Source organism: Streptomyces tateyamensis (assembly GCF_003205575.1).
Taxonomy (GTDB): Bacteria; Actinomycetota; Actinomycetes; order Streptomycetales; family Streptomycetaceae; genus Kitasatospora; species Kitasatospora tateyamensis.
Genome location: NZ_PYBW01000055.1, coordinates 24,162 through 38,724, shown reverse-complemented (window position 1 = coordinate 38,724; position 14,563 = coordinate 24,162). Strand labels below are relative to the sequence as shown.

The 14,563-nt window shown below is 74.2% G+C and carries 10 protein-coding genes; 8 read left to right on the top strand and 2 right to left on the bottom strand.

The genetic code is table 11. The features are described 5' to 3' along the window. Nucleotides 1-54 precede the first annotated feature (54 nt). From pulA to C7C46_RS17770, 3 genes are all read left to right on the top strand, one after another. A complete protein-coding gene (pulA, locus tag C7C46_RS17780; RefSeq protein WP_245984482.1) occupies nucleotides 55-5,538 on the top strand; it encodes a pullulanase-type alpha-1,6-glucosidase in 5,484 nt (1,827 codons plus the stop codon). A gap of 178 nt (nucleotides 5,539-5,716) precedes the next feature. After that, nucleotides 5,717-7,081, top strand: coding sequence for a helix-turn-helix domain-containing protein (locus tag C7C46_RS17775; protein WP_181442400.1), 1,365 nt, complete (start codon nucleotides 5,717-5,719; stop codon nucleotides 7,079-7,081). A gap of 174 nt (nucleotides 7,082-7,255) precedes the next feature. After that, nucleotides 7,256-8,380 carry a tetratricopeptide repeat protein gene (locus C7C46_RS17770; RefSeq protein ID WP_110670818.1) on the top strand — a complete coding sequence of 375 codons (1,125 nt, stop codon included), beginning with the start codon at nucleotides 7,256-7,258 and terminating at the stop codon, nucleotides 8,378-8,380. On the opposite strand, the gene C7C46_RS17765 is transcribed toward C7C46_RS17770, so the two are convergent. Both C7C46_RS17765 and C7C46_RS17760 read right to left on the bottom strand, forming a co-directional pair. Then, nucleotides 8,305-8,709 carry a LysR family transcriptional regulator gene (locus C7C46_RS17765; protein ID WP_110670816.1) on the bottom strand — a complete coding sequence of 135 codons (405 nt, stop codon included), beginning with the start codon at nucleotides 8,707-8,709 and terminating at the stop codon, nucleotides 8,305-8,307. The two genes, C7C46_RS17770 and C7C46_RS17765, sit on opposite strands and share 76 nt — an antisense overlap. A 98-nt stretch (nucleotides 8,710-8,807) precedes the next feature. Then, on the bottom strand, nucleotides 8,808-9,563 hold the full coding sequence (locus C7C46_RS17760; protein ID WP_110670814.1) for an SDR family oxidoreductase: 756 nt from the start codon (nucleotides 9,561-9,563) through the stop codon (nucleotides 8,808-8,810). 219 nt (nucleotides 9,564-9,782) lie between these two features. On the opposite strand from C7C46_RS17760, the gene C7C46_RS17755 reads away from it, so the two are divergent. The 5 genes from C7C46_RS17755 to C7C46_RS17735 all read left to right on the top strand — a co-directional run bounded on the left by C7C46_RS17755 (nucleotide 9,783) and on the right by C7C46_RS17735 (nucleotide 14,553). After that, nucleotides 9,783-11,039 carry an ROK family transcriptional regulator gene (locus tag C7C46_RS17755; RefSeq protein ID WP_110670812.1) on the top strand — a complete coding sequence of 419 codons (1,257 nt, stop codon included), beginning with the start codon at nucleotides 9,783-9,785 and terminating at the stop codon, nucleotides 11,037-11,039. 224 nt (nucleotides 11,040-11,263) lie between these two features. After that, nucleotides 11,264-12,319: an alpha/beta hydrolase gene (locus tag C7C46_RS17750; RefSeq protein WP_281278559.1), complete on the top strand. Its 1,056-nt coding sequence runs from the start codon at nucleotides 11,264-11,266 to the stop codon at nucleotides 12,317-12,319. A 185-nt stretch (nucleotides 12,320-12,504) separates the two neighbouring features. Further along, nucleotides 12,505-13,224, top strand: coding sequence for a hemerythrin domain-containing protein (locus C7C46_RS17745; protein WP_110670808.1), 720 nt, complete (start codon nucleotides 12,505-12,507; stop codon nucleotides 13,222-13,224). 241 nt (nucleotides 13,225-13,465) lie between these two features. Then, nucleotides 13,466-14,209: a hypothetical protein gene (locus C7C46_RS17740; protein ID WP_110670806.1), complete on the top strand. Its 744-nt coding sequence runs from the start codon at nucleotides 13,466-13,468 to the stop codon at nucleotides 14,207-14,209. Nucleotides 14,210-14,289: 80 nt separating this feature from the next. Beyond that, nucleotides 14,290-14,553 carry a DUF2087 domain-containing protein gene (locus C7C46_RS17735; protein WP_110670804.1) on the top strand — a complete coding sequence of 88 codons (264 nt, stop codon included), beginning with the start codon at nucleotides 14,290-14,292 and terminating at the stop codon, nucleotides 14,551-14,553. Nucleotides 14,554-14,563 lie beyond the last annotated feature (10 nt).

Sequence of the window (14,563 nt, the reverse complement as noted above, 5' to 3'; positions counted from 1 at the left end):
CGCAGGAGCACCACCCGAAAGAACGGCGTCAGACCGAGGACAGGCCCGGCGGGGGTGCTGCTGGCCGCCGCGCTCACCGCGGCCGCGCTCGCCACCGTCACCCCGCGGGCCGCCGCCGCCGGCCCGCCGCCACCGCCCTCCGACAAGGCGGTGGCCGGCCAGGCCGACCGCCACGACCTGACCCGCGAGCAGTACTACTTCGTGCTGCCGGACCGGTTCGCCAACGGCGACCCGGGCAACGACACCGGGGGCATCACCGGCACCCGGCTGCAGAACGGCTTCGACCCCGGAGACAAGGGCTACTACCACGGCGGCGACCTCCAGGGCGTGATCGACAAGCTGGACTACATCCAGAACCTGGGCACCACGGCCATCTGGATGGCGCCGATCTTCAAGAACAAGCCGGTGCAGGGCACCGGGGCGGACACGTCGGCGGCCTACCACGGCTACTGGATCACCGACTTCACCCAGGTCGATCCGCACTTCGGCACCAACGACCAGCTCAAGGAGCTGATCGCGAAGGCGCACGCCCGCGGCATCAAGGTGTTCTTCGACGTCATCACCAACCACACCGCCGACGTCATCGACCAGGCCGAGGGCAGCCACGCGTACCGCTCCACCGGCGCCTACCCGACGCTGGACCGCGACGGCGCCCCGGTCGACGAGACCGCGGCCGCCGACGCGAACGCCGCGGGGGGCGGTGCCACTTACCCCGACCTGACCGCCGACTCCTTCCCCTACACCCCCGTGGTGACCGAGCCGGGCGCCAAGAAGCCGGACTGGCTCAACGACCCGGCGCTCTACCACAACCGCGGCGACTCGACCTTCGCCGGCGAGTCCGGCACCGAGGGCGACTTCTCCGGCCTGGACGACCTGGACACCCAGAACCCCCGGGTGGTGAAGGGCTTCGAGGACGTCTACCGGACCTGGGTGCGCGAGACCGGGGTGGACGGGTTCCGGATCGACACCGTCAAGAACGTCGACATGGCGTTCTGGCAGCAGTGGGCGCCGGCCCTGAAGAGCTACGCGGCCGCGCACGGCAACGACCGGTTCTTCATGTTCGGCGAGGTCTACTCCGCCGACCCCGCCGTCACCTCGCCCTACGTGACCAAGGGCAAGCTGCAGGCCACGCTGGACTTCCCGTTCCAGGACGCGGCCCGCCGCTACGCCTCGCAGGGCGGCTCGGCGCAGGACCTGGCCCAGCTGTACGCGCAGGACTACCGCTACACCAGCGCCGACAGCAACGCCTACGAGCTGCCGACCTTCACCGGCAACCACGACATGGGCCGGATCGGCTCCTTCCTGCGCACCGACAACCCCGGCGCCGCCGACGCGACCCTGCTCGCGAAGGACCAGCTGGCCAGTCAGCTGCAGTTCCTGACCCGTGGCCAGCCGGTGGTCTACTACGGCGACGAGCAGGGCTTCACCGGGGCCGGCGGCGACAAGGACGCCCGGCAGGACCTGTTCGCCACCCGGACGCCCTCCTACGCGAGCGACCCGGTGATCGGCGGCCAGCCCGGCGCGGCGGACCGCTACGGGCAGGACGGCCCGCTCTACCAGGGCATCGCGGGCCTGGCGAAGCTGCGCGCCGCCAACCCGGCCCTGGCCGACGGCGCGCAGGTCCAGCGGTACGCGGCCGACGGGCCCGGCGTCTATGCCTTCTCCCGGATCGACGCCAAGCAGCAGGTCGAGTACCTGGTGGCGGTCAACAACGCGAGCACCGCGCAGACCGTCACGCTGGACACCTTCTCGGCCGGGATGGGCTTCGACCGCCTCTACCCGGCCACCGGCGCCCGGCTGGCCAGCGGCGCCGACCGCAAGGTGACCGTCACGGTGCCGCCGCTGGCCTCGGTGGTGTTCAAGGCCGCGGGCAAGCTCGCGCCGTCCGCCGCCGCACCCGCGCTCACCCTGGACACCCCGGCCGACGGCGCCACCGGCCAGGTGGTGCTCGGCGCCACCGTGCCCGGCGGCGACTTCCACCGGGTCGGCTACGCCGCGCAGATCGGCGACGGCCCCTGGAAGCTGCTGGGCACCTCGGACTCCGGCGTCGACCGGACCACGCTGGACCTGGCCGGCACCGCGCCGGGGACCACCGTGCGGCTCAAGGCGGTGGTCCAGGACGACGCCGGCCACCTGCGCGCGGCGACCTCGTCCTTCAGCACCGGCACCCCCGTCCCGCCGGCCCCGCCGACCGCCGCGGCCCGGCCGTACGCGGTGGTGCACTACCAGCGCAAGGACGGCGCCTACGACGGCTGGAACCTGTACGCCTGGGGCGACCTGGCCGACGGCGAGTCGACCAGCTGGCCCGCCGGGCACCCGTTCACCGGCCGGGACGCCTATGGCGCCTTCGCCTACGTGAAGTTGAACAGCGGTGCCGCCGACGTCGGCTTCATCGTGGAGAACAACGGCACCAAGGACGTGTCGACGGATCGTCACATCGACATCGGTGCCACCGGCGAGGTCTGGGTCAAGGAGGGCGACCCGACCGTCTACACCAGCGACCCCGGGCCGACCAGCACCCCGGCACCGAACACCGCGGTGATCCACTACCACCGTGCGGACGGCAACTACGCGGGCTGGGGGCTGCACGACTGGACCGGCGCGGCCACGCCCACCGACTGGAGCCACCCGCTGCCGCCGGCCCGCCAGGACGCGTTCGGCGAGGTCTTCGAAGTCCCGCTGGCCGCCGGGGCGACCAGCCTGAGCTACATCCTGCACAACGGCGACACCAAGGACCTGCCCGACGACCAGTCACTGGACTTCGCGACCTACGGCCACGAGACCTGGGTGATCGGCGGCCAGTCCGGCTACCTGCTGCCGCAGGTGGCGAGTACCAGTGCCCAGACGGACCCGGGCACCGCCAAGGCGCAGTGGCTGGACGCGACCACCGTGGCGGTCCCGGCGGGATACGGCGCCGGGGACGCGGCGCTGGCCGGCGGCACCAGCGCCCAGCTCGTCTACGACCCGGCCGGCGGACTGAGCGTGGCCAAGGGCGTGCTGAGCAAGCCCGGGTACTGGCTGCGGCTGAACCCCGTGGCCGGCGGCCTGACGGCGCAGCAGAAGCAGAAGTACCCCAACCTGGCCGGCTACCGCGCCTTCACGGTTGACCGCCGCGACCAGTCCCGGATCCCGACCGCACTGCGCGACCAGGTGCTGTTCACCGAGCACCTGCCCAACGGCGCACTGCTGGCCGCCACCGGCGTGCAGCTGGCCGGGGTGCTCGACGCGGACTACGCCGGCGCCGCGGCCGGCGCCCAGCTCGGCCCGGTGTACCGGGGCTCCGGGGCCTGGTGGTGGCCGTGGGGCCATCAGGTGACCCTCTCCCTCTGGGCACCGACCGCGCAGCAGGTCGCGGTGCAGCTGTACGACGCTCCGACCGGCGGTACTCCGCGGACCGTGGCGATGCACCGCGACGAGGCCAGTGGCGTCTGGTCGCTGACCGCCCCGCGCGCGGAGCTGGACGGGCGCTACTACACCTACCAGGTCAAGGTCTGGGCGCCGAGCGTCCAGCAGGTCGTGGTCAACACGGTCACCGACCCCTACTCGGTGGCGCTCTCGCCGGACTCGCGGCGCAGCCTGGTGGCGGACCTGACGGACCGTTCGACCAAGCCGGCCGGCTGGGACCAGCAGCAGCTGCCCGCCGCGATCCCCGGGGTCCAGCAGCAGATCCAGGAGCTGCAGGTGCGCGACTTCTCGGCCGCGGACCAGAGCGTGCCCGCCGCCGAGCGCGGCAGCTACCTGGCCTTCACCGAGTCGCAGTCGGCCGGCATGACCCACCTGCGCGAGCTGGCCAAGGCCGGGATCACCACGATCCACCTGCTGCCCACCTTCGATAACTCCTCCGTCCCGCCCACCGCGCAGCAGCAGCTGCCGCCCTGCGACCTGGCCGCGCTGCCCGGGGACAGCGACCAGCAGCAGGCCTGCGTCGCCAAGGTGGCCGCCACCGACGCCTACAACTGGGGCTACGACCCGCGGCACTACACGGTGCCGCAGGGCTCCTACGCCACCGACCCGACCGGGACCGGGCGCACCACCCAGTTCCGGCAGATGGTGCAGGCGATCCACCAGGCGGGGCTGCGGGTGGTACTGGACGTGGTCTACAACCACACCGCCGCCGCCGGCCAGGCCGACGCCTCGGTGCTGGACAAGGTGGTGCCCGGCTACTACCAGCGGCTCGCCGACAACGGCGCGGTGACCACCGACAGCTGCTGTGCCGACACCGCGCCCGAGCACGCGATGATGAACAAGCTGATCGTCGACTCGGTGACCACCTGGGCCCGGCAGTACAAGGTGGACGGCTTCCGGTTCGACCTGATGGGCCTGGACCCGAAGTCGACGATGCTCGACGTGCAGTCCGCGCTGCACAAGCTGACGGTCCAGCACGACGGCGTGGACGGCTCGGCCGAGTTCCTGTACGGCGAGGGCTGGAACTTCGGCGTGGTGGCGAACGACGCCCGGTTCGAGCAGGCCACCCAGCAGCACATGGCCGGCACCGGGATCGCCACCTTCAACGACCGGCTGCGCGACGCCGGGCGCGGCGGCAACTTCATGCTCTCCTCCGCTCCGCAGCAGGGCTTCGCCTCCGGCCTGTACACCGACCCGAACGGCGACCCGGCCAACGGCACCGCCGACCAGCAGCGGGCCGCGCTGCTGCACCAGATGGACCAGATCAAGGTCGGCCTGACCGGCAACCTGGCCGGCTACCGCTTCACCGACTCCGGCGGCCGGGCGGTCACCGGCGCGGGCGTGGACTACAACGGCTCGCCCACCGGCTACGCGGCCGCCCCCGGCGAGGCGGTGGAGTACCTGGACGCGCACGACAACCTCGACCTGTTCGACGCGCTCGCCTACAAGCTGCCCGCCGCCACCCCGGCCGCGGACCGGGCCCGGATGCAGGCGCTCGGCCTGTCGCTGACCGTGCTCGGCCAGGGCCCCGGCTTCGCGGTGGCCGGCAGCGACCTGCTCCGCTCCAAGTCGCTGGACAGCAACTCCTACGACTCGGGGGACTGGTTCAACGCGATCCACTGGCCGGGCCGGGGCGGTTGCGACGGCAACGGCTGGGCGCACGGGCTGCCGCGGGCCGCCGACAACCAGGCGCTGTGGCCGGTGGCCAAGCAGCTGCTGGACGACCCGCGGCTGGCGGTGGGCTGCGCCGACCAGCAGGCGGCCGCCGCGCAGTACGAGCAGTTCCTGCAGATCCGCCGGACCGACCCGCTGTTCGCCCTGAGCAGCGCGGCCGAGGTGCAGCGCCGGGTGGGCTTCCCGCTCTCCGGCACCGCGGGCGAGGTCCCCGGGGTGATCACCATGCGGCTGGACGGCACCGGGCTGCCGGGCGCCGAGAAGGGCCTGGTGGTGGTCTTCAACGCCACCCCGGACAGCCGGACCCAGACGCTGCCGGCCCTGGCGGGCGGCAACTGGCAGCTGCACCCCGTGCAGGCGTCGGGCAGTGACCCGGTCGTGCGGCAGTCCCGGTTCCAGACGGATTCCGGGTCTTTCATAGTCCCCGCCCGTACCGTTGCGGTGTTCGTGCAGCAGTAGTTCAGCGGCGCCCCGCACCCCAGGGCCCGGGAGCCGTACGGCTCCCGGGCCCTGATGCCTCGTTTTGGTCACCGAGTACGTCCCAGTACTTGGAGAGCCGTTGTCAATCCTGTAAACAATGGAGTCAAGTCAGCAGCGGTGCCGGGTAGTGCCGGAACGATCGAACGCAAGGACGGGCATGGAATCCGCGCAGGACGCCACCACGGAGATCGGCCGACGCCTGCGTGACCTGCGCCGCGAGCGCGGGCTCAAGCAGAGCGACCTGGCCGGTGAGGGAATGTCGGTCAGTTACCTGTCGCTGCTGGAGTCCGGCAAGCGACCGGTCACCCCGGTGATCCTGCGCAGACTGGCCGGCGTGCTCGGCTGCACCGTCGAGTACCTGCGCACCGGCGAGCACAGCGACCGCGAGAGCGAGCGGCAGCGGGAGCTGCTGCTGCAGCTGACGGTGGCCGAACTCGCGCTGCGCGACGGGCAGTACCCGGCCGCCCTGGCCGGCTGCGACCAGGTGCTGGCCGAGCAGCCGACCGCGGCCGCCGGCACGGTGCGCCGGGCCCGGCTGGCCCGGGCGGATGCGCTGGAGCAGCTGGGCCGCCCCGCCGAGGCGCTGGCCGACCTGCACGCGCTCGCCCGCGAGCAGGGCCCCGGCCCCGGCTCGACGCAGTGGCTTCAGGTCGAGGCGGCGCGCTGCCGCTGCCACCTGCTGGCGGGCGAGCCGACCAGTGCGGTGACGGTCGGGGCGGCCGCGCTGGCCGCGCTGGACGGCGTGTTCGAGGCGACCGTCACCGAGGACCACCTGGGCCTCGGGGTGGCGCTGATCGAGGCCTACCGCCGGGCCGGCCTGGCCGCCCCGGCCCGCGAGCTGGCCGACCGGCTGCTGCCCTGGGCCGCGCCGGCCCCGGAGCCGGCCGCCCGGGCCGCCGCCTTCCGCGCCGCCGGCCGCCGGGCCCAGCTGGCCGGTGACACCGCGCTGGCGCTGACCCTGAACGAGCGGGCGCTGGCGCTGCCGCTCGCCGACGAACTGGGCCGCCGGCTCGGGCTGCTGCGGGCCGGCTACGGCGCCCTGCTGCTGGACGAGGCGGTGCCGGAGCCCGCGCTGGCCAAGGAGTACCTGCGCCCGGCCACCCGGCAGCTGGCCGGCCTCGACCTGGCGGCCTGCGAACTGAACCTGGCCCGCGCCGAGTTGATGCTGGACCAGGTCGAGGCGGGGATCACCCACGCGCAGCGGGCGCTGGCGCTGGCGGGCGACGGGCCGAGCGGGATCGCGCTCTGGGCCTGGCTGCAGCTGGGGGAGGCCCGCCGGCTGGCCGGCCGCCCGGCCGAGGCGGCCGAGGCGCTGCGCCGGGTGGAGTGGCTGCTGGAGTCGGGCGAGCACGGGCTGGCCAGCGGGCGCGACCTGGCCGAGACCTGGCGGGCGTTGGGCGACGTCTGGCTGGGCCAGGGCAGCCCGGACAGCGCGATGAACGCCTACCGCCAGGGGCTGGCCGCCGCCGGCCTGGCGGGCGCCGCCCCGCTGCCCGCGGTGCTGCACCCGGCCGCGAGCTGACGCGGGTCAGGGTCCCGAGCTGACGCGGCCCGGGGCCCCGAGCTGACGCAGTACCGACAACTGCGGTGCCACAGTGGACCGGTGAGCAGCCTGGGGCGGCGACCCGGGTGCCCGCCCCCATGGTTGGCCGGGATCCTGCGGGGTAGCCTGGGGCAAACCGTAGGGGGGACTGCAGTGACGCTCCGACTGGACACCGCCTTCGCCGAACTGGCGTTGCGCAACGGTGGTGACGGCGAGGCGCTGGCGATCTTCCAGCAGGTGCTGGCGGCCGACCCGCCGGCCGATCCGGCCACCCGGCGCCGGGCCCGGTGCGGGCAGGCCTGGGCGCTGGAGAAGCTGGGCCGGCGGGAGGAGGCGATCCCGCACTACCGCGAGCTGCTGGCCGACCCGGCGACCGCCGTCGGCAGCGCCGAGTGGGCGCTGCTCGCGGTGGCGCTGTGTCGCAGCTACCGGGACGTCGGCGACCAGGCGATGAGCGTGGACTTCGGCGAGCGGGCGCTGCGCGAGCTGGCCGCGGCCGACGTGCCGCCGCTGGACGAGCACCTGCAGCTCGGCTCCACCCTGATGAGCTGTTACGTGATGCGCGGCGACCTGACCTCGGCCAAGCTGCTGGCCGACCAGCTGATGCCGCTGGCCAGGGAGACCGGTTCCCGGGTGGCGCTCGGCGCGGTGGAGTGGAACAGCTCGCTGATCGCCCGTGAACAGGGCCGCTACGAGGAGGCGCTGGAGCTCGCCGAGCGGGCGCTGGCGCTGATGGCGGAGGCCGACAACGCCCGCCACCAGGGCATGCTGCGGACCAACCTGGCGGTGGTGATGGTCGCCCGCGGCCGGCCGGCGGTCGCCGCGGAGCTGCTGCGCACCGCCTTCGGCATCCTGCGCGAGAGTGCCCGACTCTGCGAGGTGCTGGACGTGGTCTGCCTGCTGGGCGAGGTGCTGGTGCAACTCGGCGACCCGGTCGAGGCGTTGGAGTGGGCCGAGCAGGGGCGGGAGCTGCTGGACGGGGCCAGCGACGACCTGTGGCGCGAGCGGGCGGCGGTGGCGCTGGTCCACGGGCGGGCCCAGCTGCTGGCCGGAGCGGCGGAGTTGGGGGAGAGCGAGCTGCGCCGCTGCCGGCTCCTGCTGGGCCGGGCCGGGGACCAGGACCGGTCGGTGGCGGCGATCTGGCGCCGGCTCGGCGACTCCTGGGTCGAACTGGGGCGCCAGGACGAGGCCATGACGGCCTATCAGGAGGCCTTGGCGCTGCTCGGTCTGCCGGTCGCGGCGCGGCTGGTGCCGGGGCGGCGGCGCGCGCTCTCCTGAATCCTCGGGTGCGGCGGCGGCGCCGGGGCCGGTACGGCCTGCTCGGCGCGCGAGCGGACCCGCTCGGTCAGGCTGTCCAGCTCGCCGACCACGCTGCGCACCCCGGCGGCCAGCTCCAGGCCGGCCGCGGTGAGGGTGACCCCGCGCGAGCCGCGCACCAGCAGCTCGGTGCCCAGCGCCCGCTCCAACTGCTGGATCTGGACCGAGACCGCCTGCTGGGCCAGGTGCAGCCGGGCCGCGGCGCGGGTGATGTTCTGCTCCTGGGCCACCATCAGGAAGGAGCGCAGATGGCGCAGTTCGAGCGCGCCGGAGGTGCCGACCAGTGCCATCCCGCCCCCTGGGTACCAGTGTCGCACCCGATCAAACACGGGATGTCAAATATCGTCAAGTCTGACGTAAACGCACTGGTCGGCGCGGGTGGACCGGGTCAGCCGCGGCCGATGTACGGCATGGCGGTCGCCAGCACGGTGGCGAACTGCACGTTGGCCTCCAGCGGCAGTTCGGCCATGTGCCGCACGGTGCGGGCCACGTCCGCCACGTCCATGGTCGGCTCGGCGGCGATCCGGCCGTCCGCCTGGCGCACCCCCGCGCTCATCGCGGCGGTCATGTCGGTGGCCGCGTTGCCGATGTCCAGCTGGCCGACCGCGATCCGGTACGGGCGCCCGTCCAGCGAGAGCGACTTGGTCAGGCCGGTGACCGCGTGCTTGGTGGCGGTGTAGGCGACCGAGTGCGGGCGCGGCACGTGCGCGGAGATCGAGCCGTTGTTGATGATCCGCCCGCCCTGCGGCCGCTGGCCCTTCATCTGCCGGAACGCCGCCTGCGCGCACAGGAAGGTGCCGGTGAGGTTGAGGTCCACCACCGCGCGCCAGTCGGCCACCGCCAGCTCCTCCACCGGGACGGCCGGGCCGAAGCTGCCGGCGTTGTTGAAGAGCAGGTCGATCCGGCCGAACCGCTCGGCCACCTCGGCGAAGAGGGCGTCCACCGCGGCCGGGTCGGTGATGTCGGTGGGGATCACCGCGGCGCCGGAGGCCGCCGGGTGCTCCGCGGCCAGCGCGGCGGTCTCGTGCAGCGGCTCGGCCCGGCGCCCGGCCAGCGCGAGCTGCCAGCCGGCCCTGGCCAGCTCGACGGCCACGGCCCGGCCCACGCCGGTTCCGGCTCCGGTGACGACGGCGATCTGCGGCATCTGTGCTCCTCGGGGAGGGGATGGAGGAGCTCGATGATCTCCGGGCCCGCCGGGCGCTGTCACTGGTAGGAGCCCACCGGGCGGCGGGCGAGTCGTGCCGCCGACCTTGTCGGGAGTTCCGGAGCCGGCGCCGGGCCACCGGGCGCCCCGGCGCCGGATTTGCGCAGAACTGACCGGTCGGGCCGGGCGGTAGAGTGCCGCGCAGGAGGCGAGGAGACCGTGACCAAGCAGCAGCCCCAGGGACTGATCACCGCCGGCCAGCGGGGCGAGTCCATGCGGCAGGGCAACGCCTCCGCGGTACTGCGGGCGGTGCTCGCCTACGGCCCGGTCTCCCGGGCCGAGATCGCCCGGCACACCGGACTGTCCGCGCCGAGCGTCACCAAACTCACCGGTGCCCTGATCGGCGCCGGCCTGCTCGGCGAGCTGGCCCCGGTCGAACCCACCCAGGGCCGCCCCCGGGTGCCGCTGCGGCTGGATCCCGAGCGCACCGTGGCGCTCGGCGTGCACATCGGCGCGCTGCGCACCACCTACGGCCTGGTCTCGCTCGACGGCCGGATCCTGGCCGAGCGCGAGCACAGCCACGGGCGCGCCGCCGCCGACCTGACGCCGCAGCGGATCGCCGCCCAGGCCGCCGAGGGGGTGCGCGCCTTCCTGGACGAGCGCTTGGACGGGCGCCGGCTGCTCGGCACCGGGGTCAGCATCGGCGGCTGGGTGGACGGCGAGCGCGGCCTGGTGGTCGAGCACGGCCCGCTGGGCTGGCGCGGCGTGCCGCTGCTCGCCGAGCTGGCCGGCCTGCTGCCCGGCCCGGTGCTGCTGGAGCAGACGGTGCGGGCGATCGCCCGGGCCGAGCTCTGGTTCGGGGTGGGCCGCGAGGTGGACGACTTCGTGCTGGTCTACCTCGGCAACGTGCTGGGCGCGGCCATCGTGGTGGACCGCACCGTGCACCGGGGCCCCGGCGCGGCGGCCGGCGGCATCGAGCACCTGCTCGCCACCGACGACCCGGCGGTGCGCTGCCCGCAGTGCGGCACCGGCTGTCTGAGCGCCGCGGCCGGCGACACCGCGCTGATCGCCGAGGCCCGCCGGGCCGGGGTGCTGGCGCCGGAGCCCGGTGCCGGACCCGCGCTGGACCTGGAGCGGCTGGTGGCCGCGGCCCGCCCGGCCGGCTCGGGGACCGGAGACGAGGTGGCGCAGCAGCTGCTGAGCCGGCGGGCCCGCCGGGCCGGACGCAGCGTCGCCACCCTGGTGGACCTGCTCAACCCGAGCCGGGTGGTGCTGGCCGGCGGCATCCTGGTGGCCGAGGAGTACCTGGACGAGCTGCGCGCCGAGGTGGCCGGACGCAGCCAGCGCGGCGCCGGGGTGGCCGCGGACATCGTGCCGGCCCAGTTCGGCTCCCGGACCATGGTGCGCTCCTCGGCGGTGCCGGTGCTGGAACGGGTGATCACCGAGCCGTTCACCACCCTCGGGCTGCTGCCCTGACCGTCCGTCCAACGGGTGGAACTGACGGGCCGTCGGTGGACGCGCCCCCGCCGGTGGGCCCCCGCCGATCGGCGGGACTTTGCCGAATCAGTACCAAAGATTGGGCGCTGGGCCACCCGGTGGCAACCATGGCAGCTCCCGGCCACGTCATAGGATCGACCACACCGCGCGCCGCCCCGAGGGGGACGGGTGCGCCCCGATCCCACCCCACCGGAAGTGTCGCCGTGCAGCCGCCGTTCGTCCGTCCCCGCTCAGCCCTGTCCGCCGCCGCCGTGCTGGCGCTGGCCGCCGCCCTCGCCGGGTGCGGCTCCGGTTCGAGCAGTAGTGACGCAAAGGCGGCCGGGCTCCCGGCGGCCGGCTCACCCGGCGCCTCGGCCGCTGCCAGCCCCGGTACCGCCTCCGGGACGCCCAGCGCGTCCGCCTCGCCCAGCGCCGACGGGAAGGTGCTGATGCCCACCGGCCCGGCCGCCGCGCTGACCAAGGCCCGGGACACCGCGGCCGGCCCGATCATGATGACCACGTTGAACGGCAAGAAGTCCGGGGTCAGCGGCAAGGTCTGGGTCTGGCTGCCGCCGGAGTACAACGACCCCAAGTACGCCGACTACGGCTTCCCGGTGCTCACCCTGTACGCCGGCGGCCAGAGCAACGGCTACAACACCTGGACCGACGACCAGTTGCCGATCCAGGTGGCCGACGAGGACCTGGTCAAGCAGGGCAAGGCGCACCCGTTCATCATGGTGATGCCGGTGCAGAACCTGGTCTCCAACGAGAGCCAGACGCTGGACTGCAGCGACATCCCGGGCCAGCCCAAGATGGGCACCTGGATGAGCCAGGACGTGCCGGACTTCGTCCGGGCCAACTTCCGCACCCTGAAGAGCCGGGACGGCTGGGGCCTGATGGGCGCCTCCACCGGCGCGTTCTGCAGCGCCAAGCTGGCACTGGAGTATCCCGAGCAGTTCAAGGCCGCGGTGCCGATCGACGGCTACTTCAACCCCGACTCCTCGTTCTGGAAGGGCCACGAGGCCGACCGGCTGGCCAACAGCCCCGACGTGCTGGTCGGCCAGGGCAAGGCCGACGTGCGGATGCTGGCCACCGCGGGCGGGGCCACGCCGGACGAGGTGAAGCTGGTCAAGGCCTGGGTGGCCAAGGCGGCGGCGCCGACGAAGATCGACTACTACGAGCAGCCCGGCGGCAAGCACCTCACCTCGCACTTCAAGAAGATGATCCCGGACACCCTGGAGTGGCTGACCCGGAACATGGCCGGCCCGTCCGCCCCCTGACCGCCCGGCGCGCCCCCGCCGGCTGCCCGTTTTGTCCGGTGCACCGCTGTGACCTGCACGGCAATCGGGTATTGATTCGACTCTGATCGACTGTCAGCACATTGGAGACCGGCTTCCCCCTCCTGGTGATCACGAGGGGCAGCCGGTGTCCCCGAGCCCGTCATGACAGTCCAAAAGAGAGTGCCATGCAGCCCGAACTGCTGTCCGTCCCCGCCCAGCGCGGCCCCAGTGAGCCGGCGGTGGCCGTGCGACCCGTCCGATTCGCCGGCCTGCGACTCGTCCACGCCGCGCTCCGTCGCGACCTCGTCCGGATCCCCACGGCGCTGCGCCTGCTGCAGCCCGGGGACGAGGCCAGTGCGGAGGCGTTGCAGCGGCACTGGGACTTCCTCACCGCGATGCTGACCTGCCACCACGAGCAGGAGGACGTGCGGCTCTGGCCGCTGCTGCGCCGCTTCGCCCCGGAGCTGCGGCTGCTGGTCAACTGGTTGGAGGACGACCACCACAACCTGGACCACTCGTTCACCCGGACCACCACCCTGATGCGGGTCGCCACCCGGGACCCGGCCAGCGCCTGGCCGGTGGCGTACGCGGTGGAGGAGCTGACGGCGCGCCTGGAGACCCACCTGCGGATCGAGGAGGAGCAGGTGCTGCCGGTGATGGCCGGGCTGCTCTCCCCGCAGTCCCGGGTCGGCACCCTGGGCGAGCTGCTGGACCTGCTGCGGCTGGCCGACGGGCCGAGCGCGCCGGACGCCCTGGCCTGGCTGCTGGAGGGGGTGGCGGAGGAGCAGGTGCAGGCACTGCTGGCCGAGTGCGACGACCTGACGGCGCGCCAGTGGCCGCACTGGCAGGCGGTCTACGCGCGGTGCACCGAGCAGCTGTGGGGAGCGGCGCCGGCCGGCGACTGACGGGGCGTCGGCTGACGGCGCCACGGTCGGGGGGTGCGTGGTGCGGCCCGGCGGCTGGCGGTGCGTCGTCCCGGCGGGGCGGCTGACGGTGCGTCGGTCGACTTCCGGCGTAGGCCGGTGGCGCGGCGCGCCGGAGCCGACCCACGTTCGGACCACTCGGCCGCGCGACCGGTCACCGGGGGTGCCCAAGGTGGAGACAGGCCGTCAACGGCTCCGAACCACTGGAAGGAAGACCCACCCCATGCACAGCAGATGGACCACGGTCCTGCTCACCACCGCCCTGGGCGGCGTGATCGCCACCGGCACCGGGATCGCCGCCGGCGGTGCCACCCCCGACCAGCCGACGGCCGTGCGCCCGGCCGTCGCGATGCCGGACGCCGCCAAGACGCTGGACGTCACCGGCAAGCTCGGCGCCGTCCTGGCCAAGGTGAACGAGCTGGCCGCCGCGAGCAGCCCGGCCGGCGGTGCGGCGGCGGACCCGGCCGCGCTTAAGGCGAAGCTGGCCGACCTGGGCACCGCCTCGGACCAGCTCAAGGCCGCGCTGCCGCCGGCCGCCCCGCTGCCGGCCGTGCCCGGCACCCTGCCGGCGCCCGGGGTGTCCGGCGCGCCGTCCGGTGCGGCGGTTCCTTCGCTGCCGGGCGCGCCGTCCGGTGCGGCGGTTCCTTCGCTGCCGGGCGCACCGTCCGGTGCGGCGGTTCCTTCGCTGCCGGGCGCACCCTCCGTGCCCGCGGCCGGCGGTCCGGGTGCGGTGCCGGTCCAGGTGCTCAGCGGCGGTCCGCTGCAGCGCGGCCTGCCGACGCTGCCGGTCAGCGTGGAGGACACCCTGGGTGCGATGCAGAAGGACGCCGCGGCCCTGGTGGCCGCTGCTTCGCCCTCGGCCTCGGCGAAGCAGCCCGACCCGGCCGCGGTACGGAGCGCGGCCGGCCCGCTGGCCGCCGACAACCTGGGCCTGCTCACCGCGGTCGCCGCTCGGCTGACCGGCTGATCGGCTGAGCACGGCGCTGCCGCCCGCCGCCCGGTGAAAACCCGTTGCCGCGGCGGGCGGTGGGCGGTCAGGGTGGGGGCATGTCCGACGTCTCCTCACTCTTCTCGCACGGCCGCCTGGTGGCCGTCCCGCGCAAGCAGGCCCGCCGCGAGCAACTGCTGGTCCACCTGGCCGACACCCTGTTCACCCCGCATCGGGACTACACCGAGCCCGAGGTGAACGAGGCGCTGCGCACCGTGCACGACGACCATCCGGCGCTGCGCCGTTACCTGGTCACCGCTGGGCTGCTGGTCCGCACGCCGGACGGCGCCCGCTACCGGGTCGCCGACCGTCCCGCTGCCTGAGGTCCTGCCG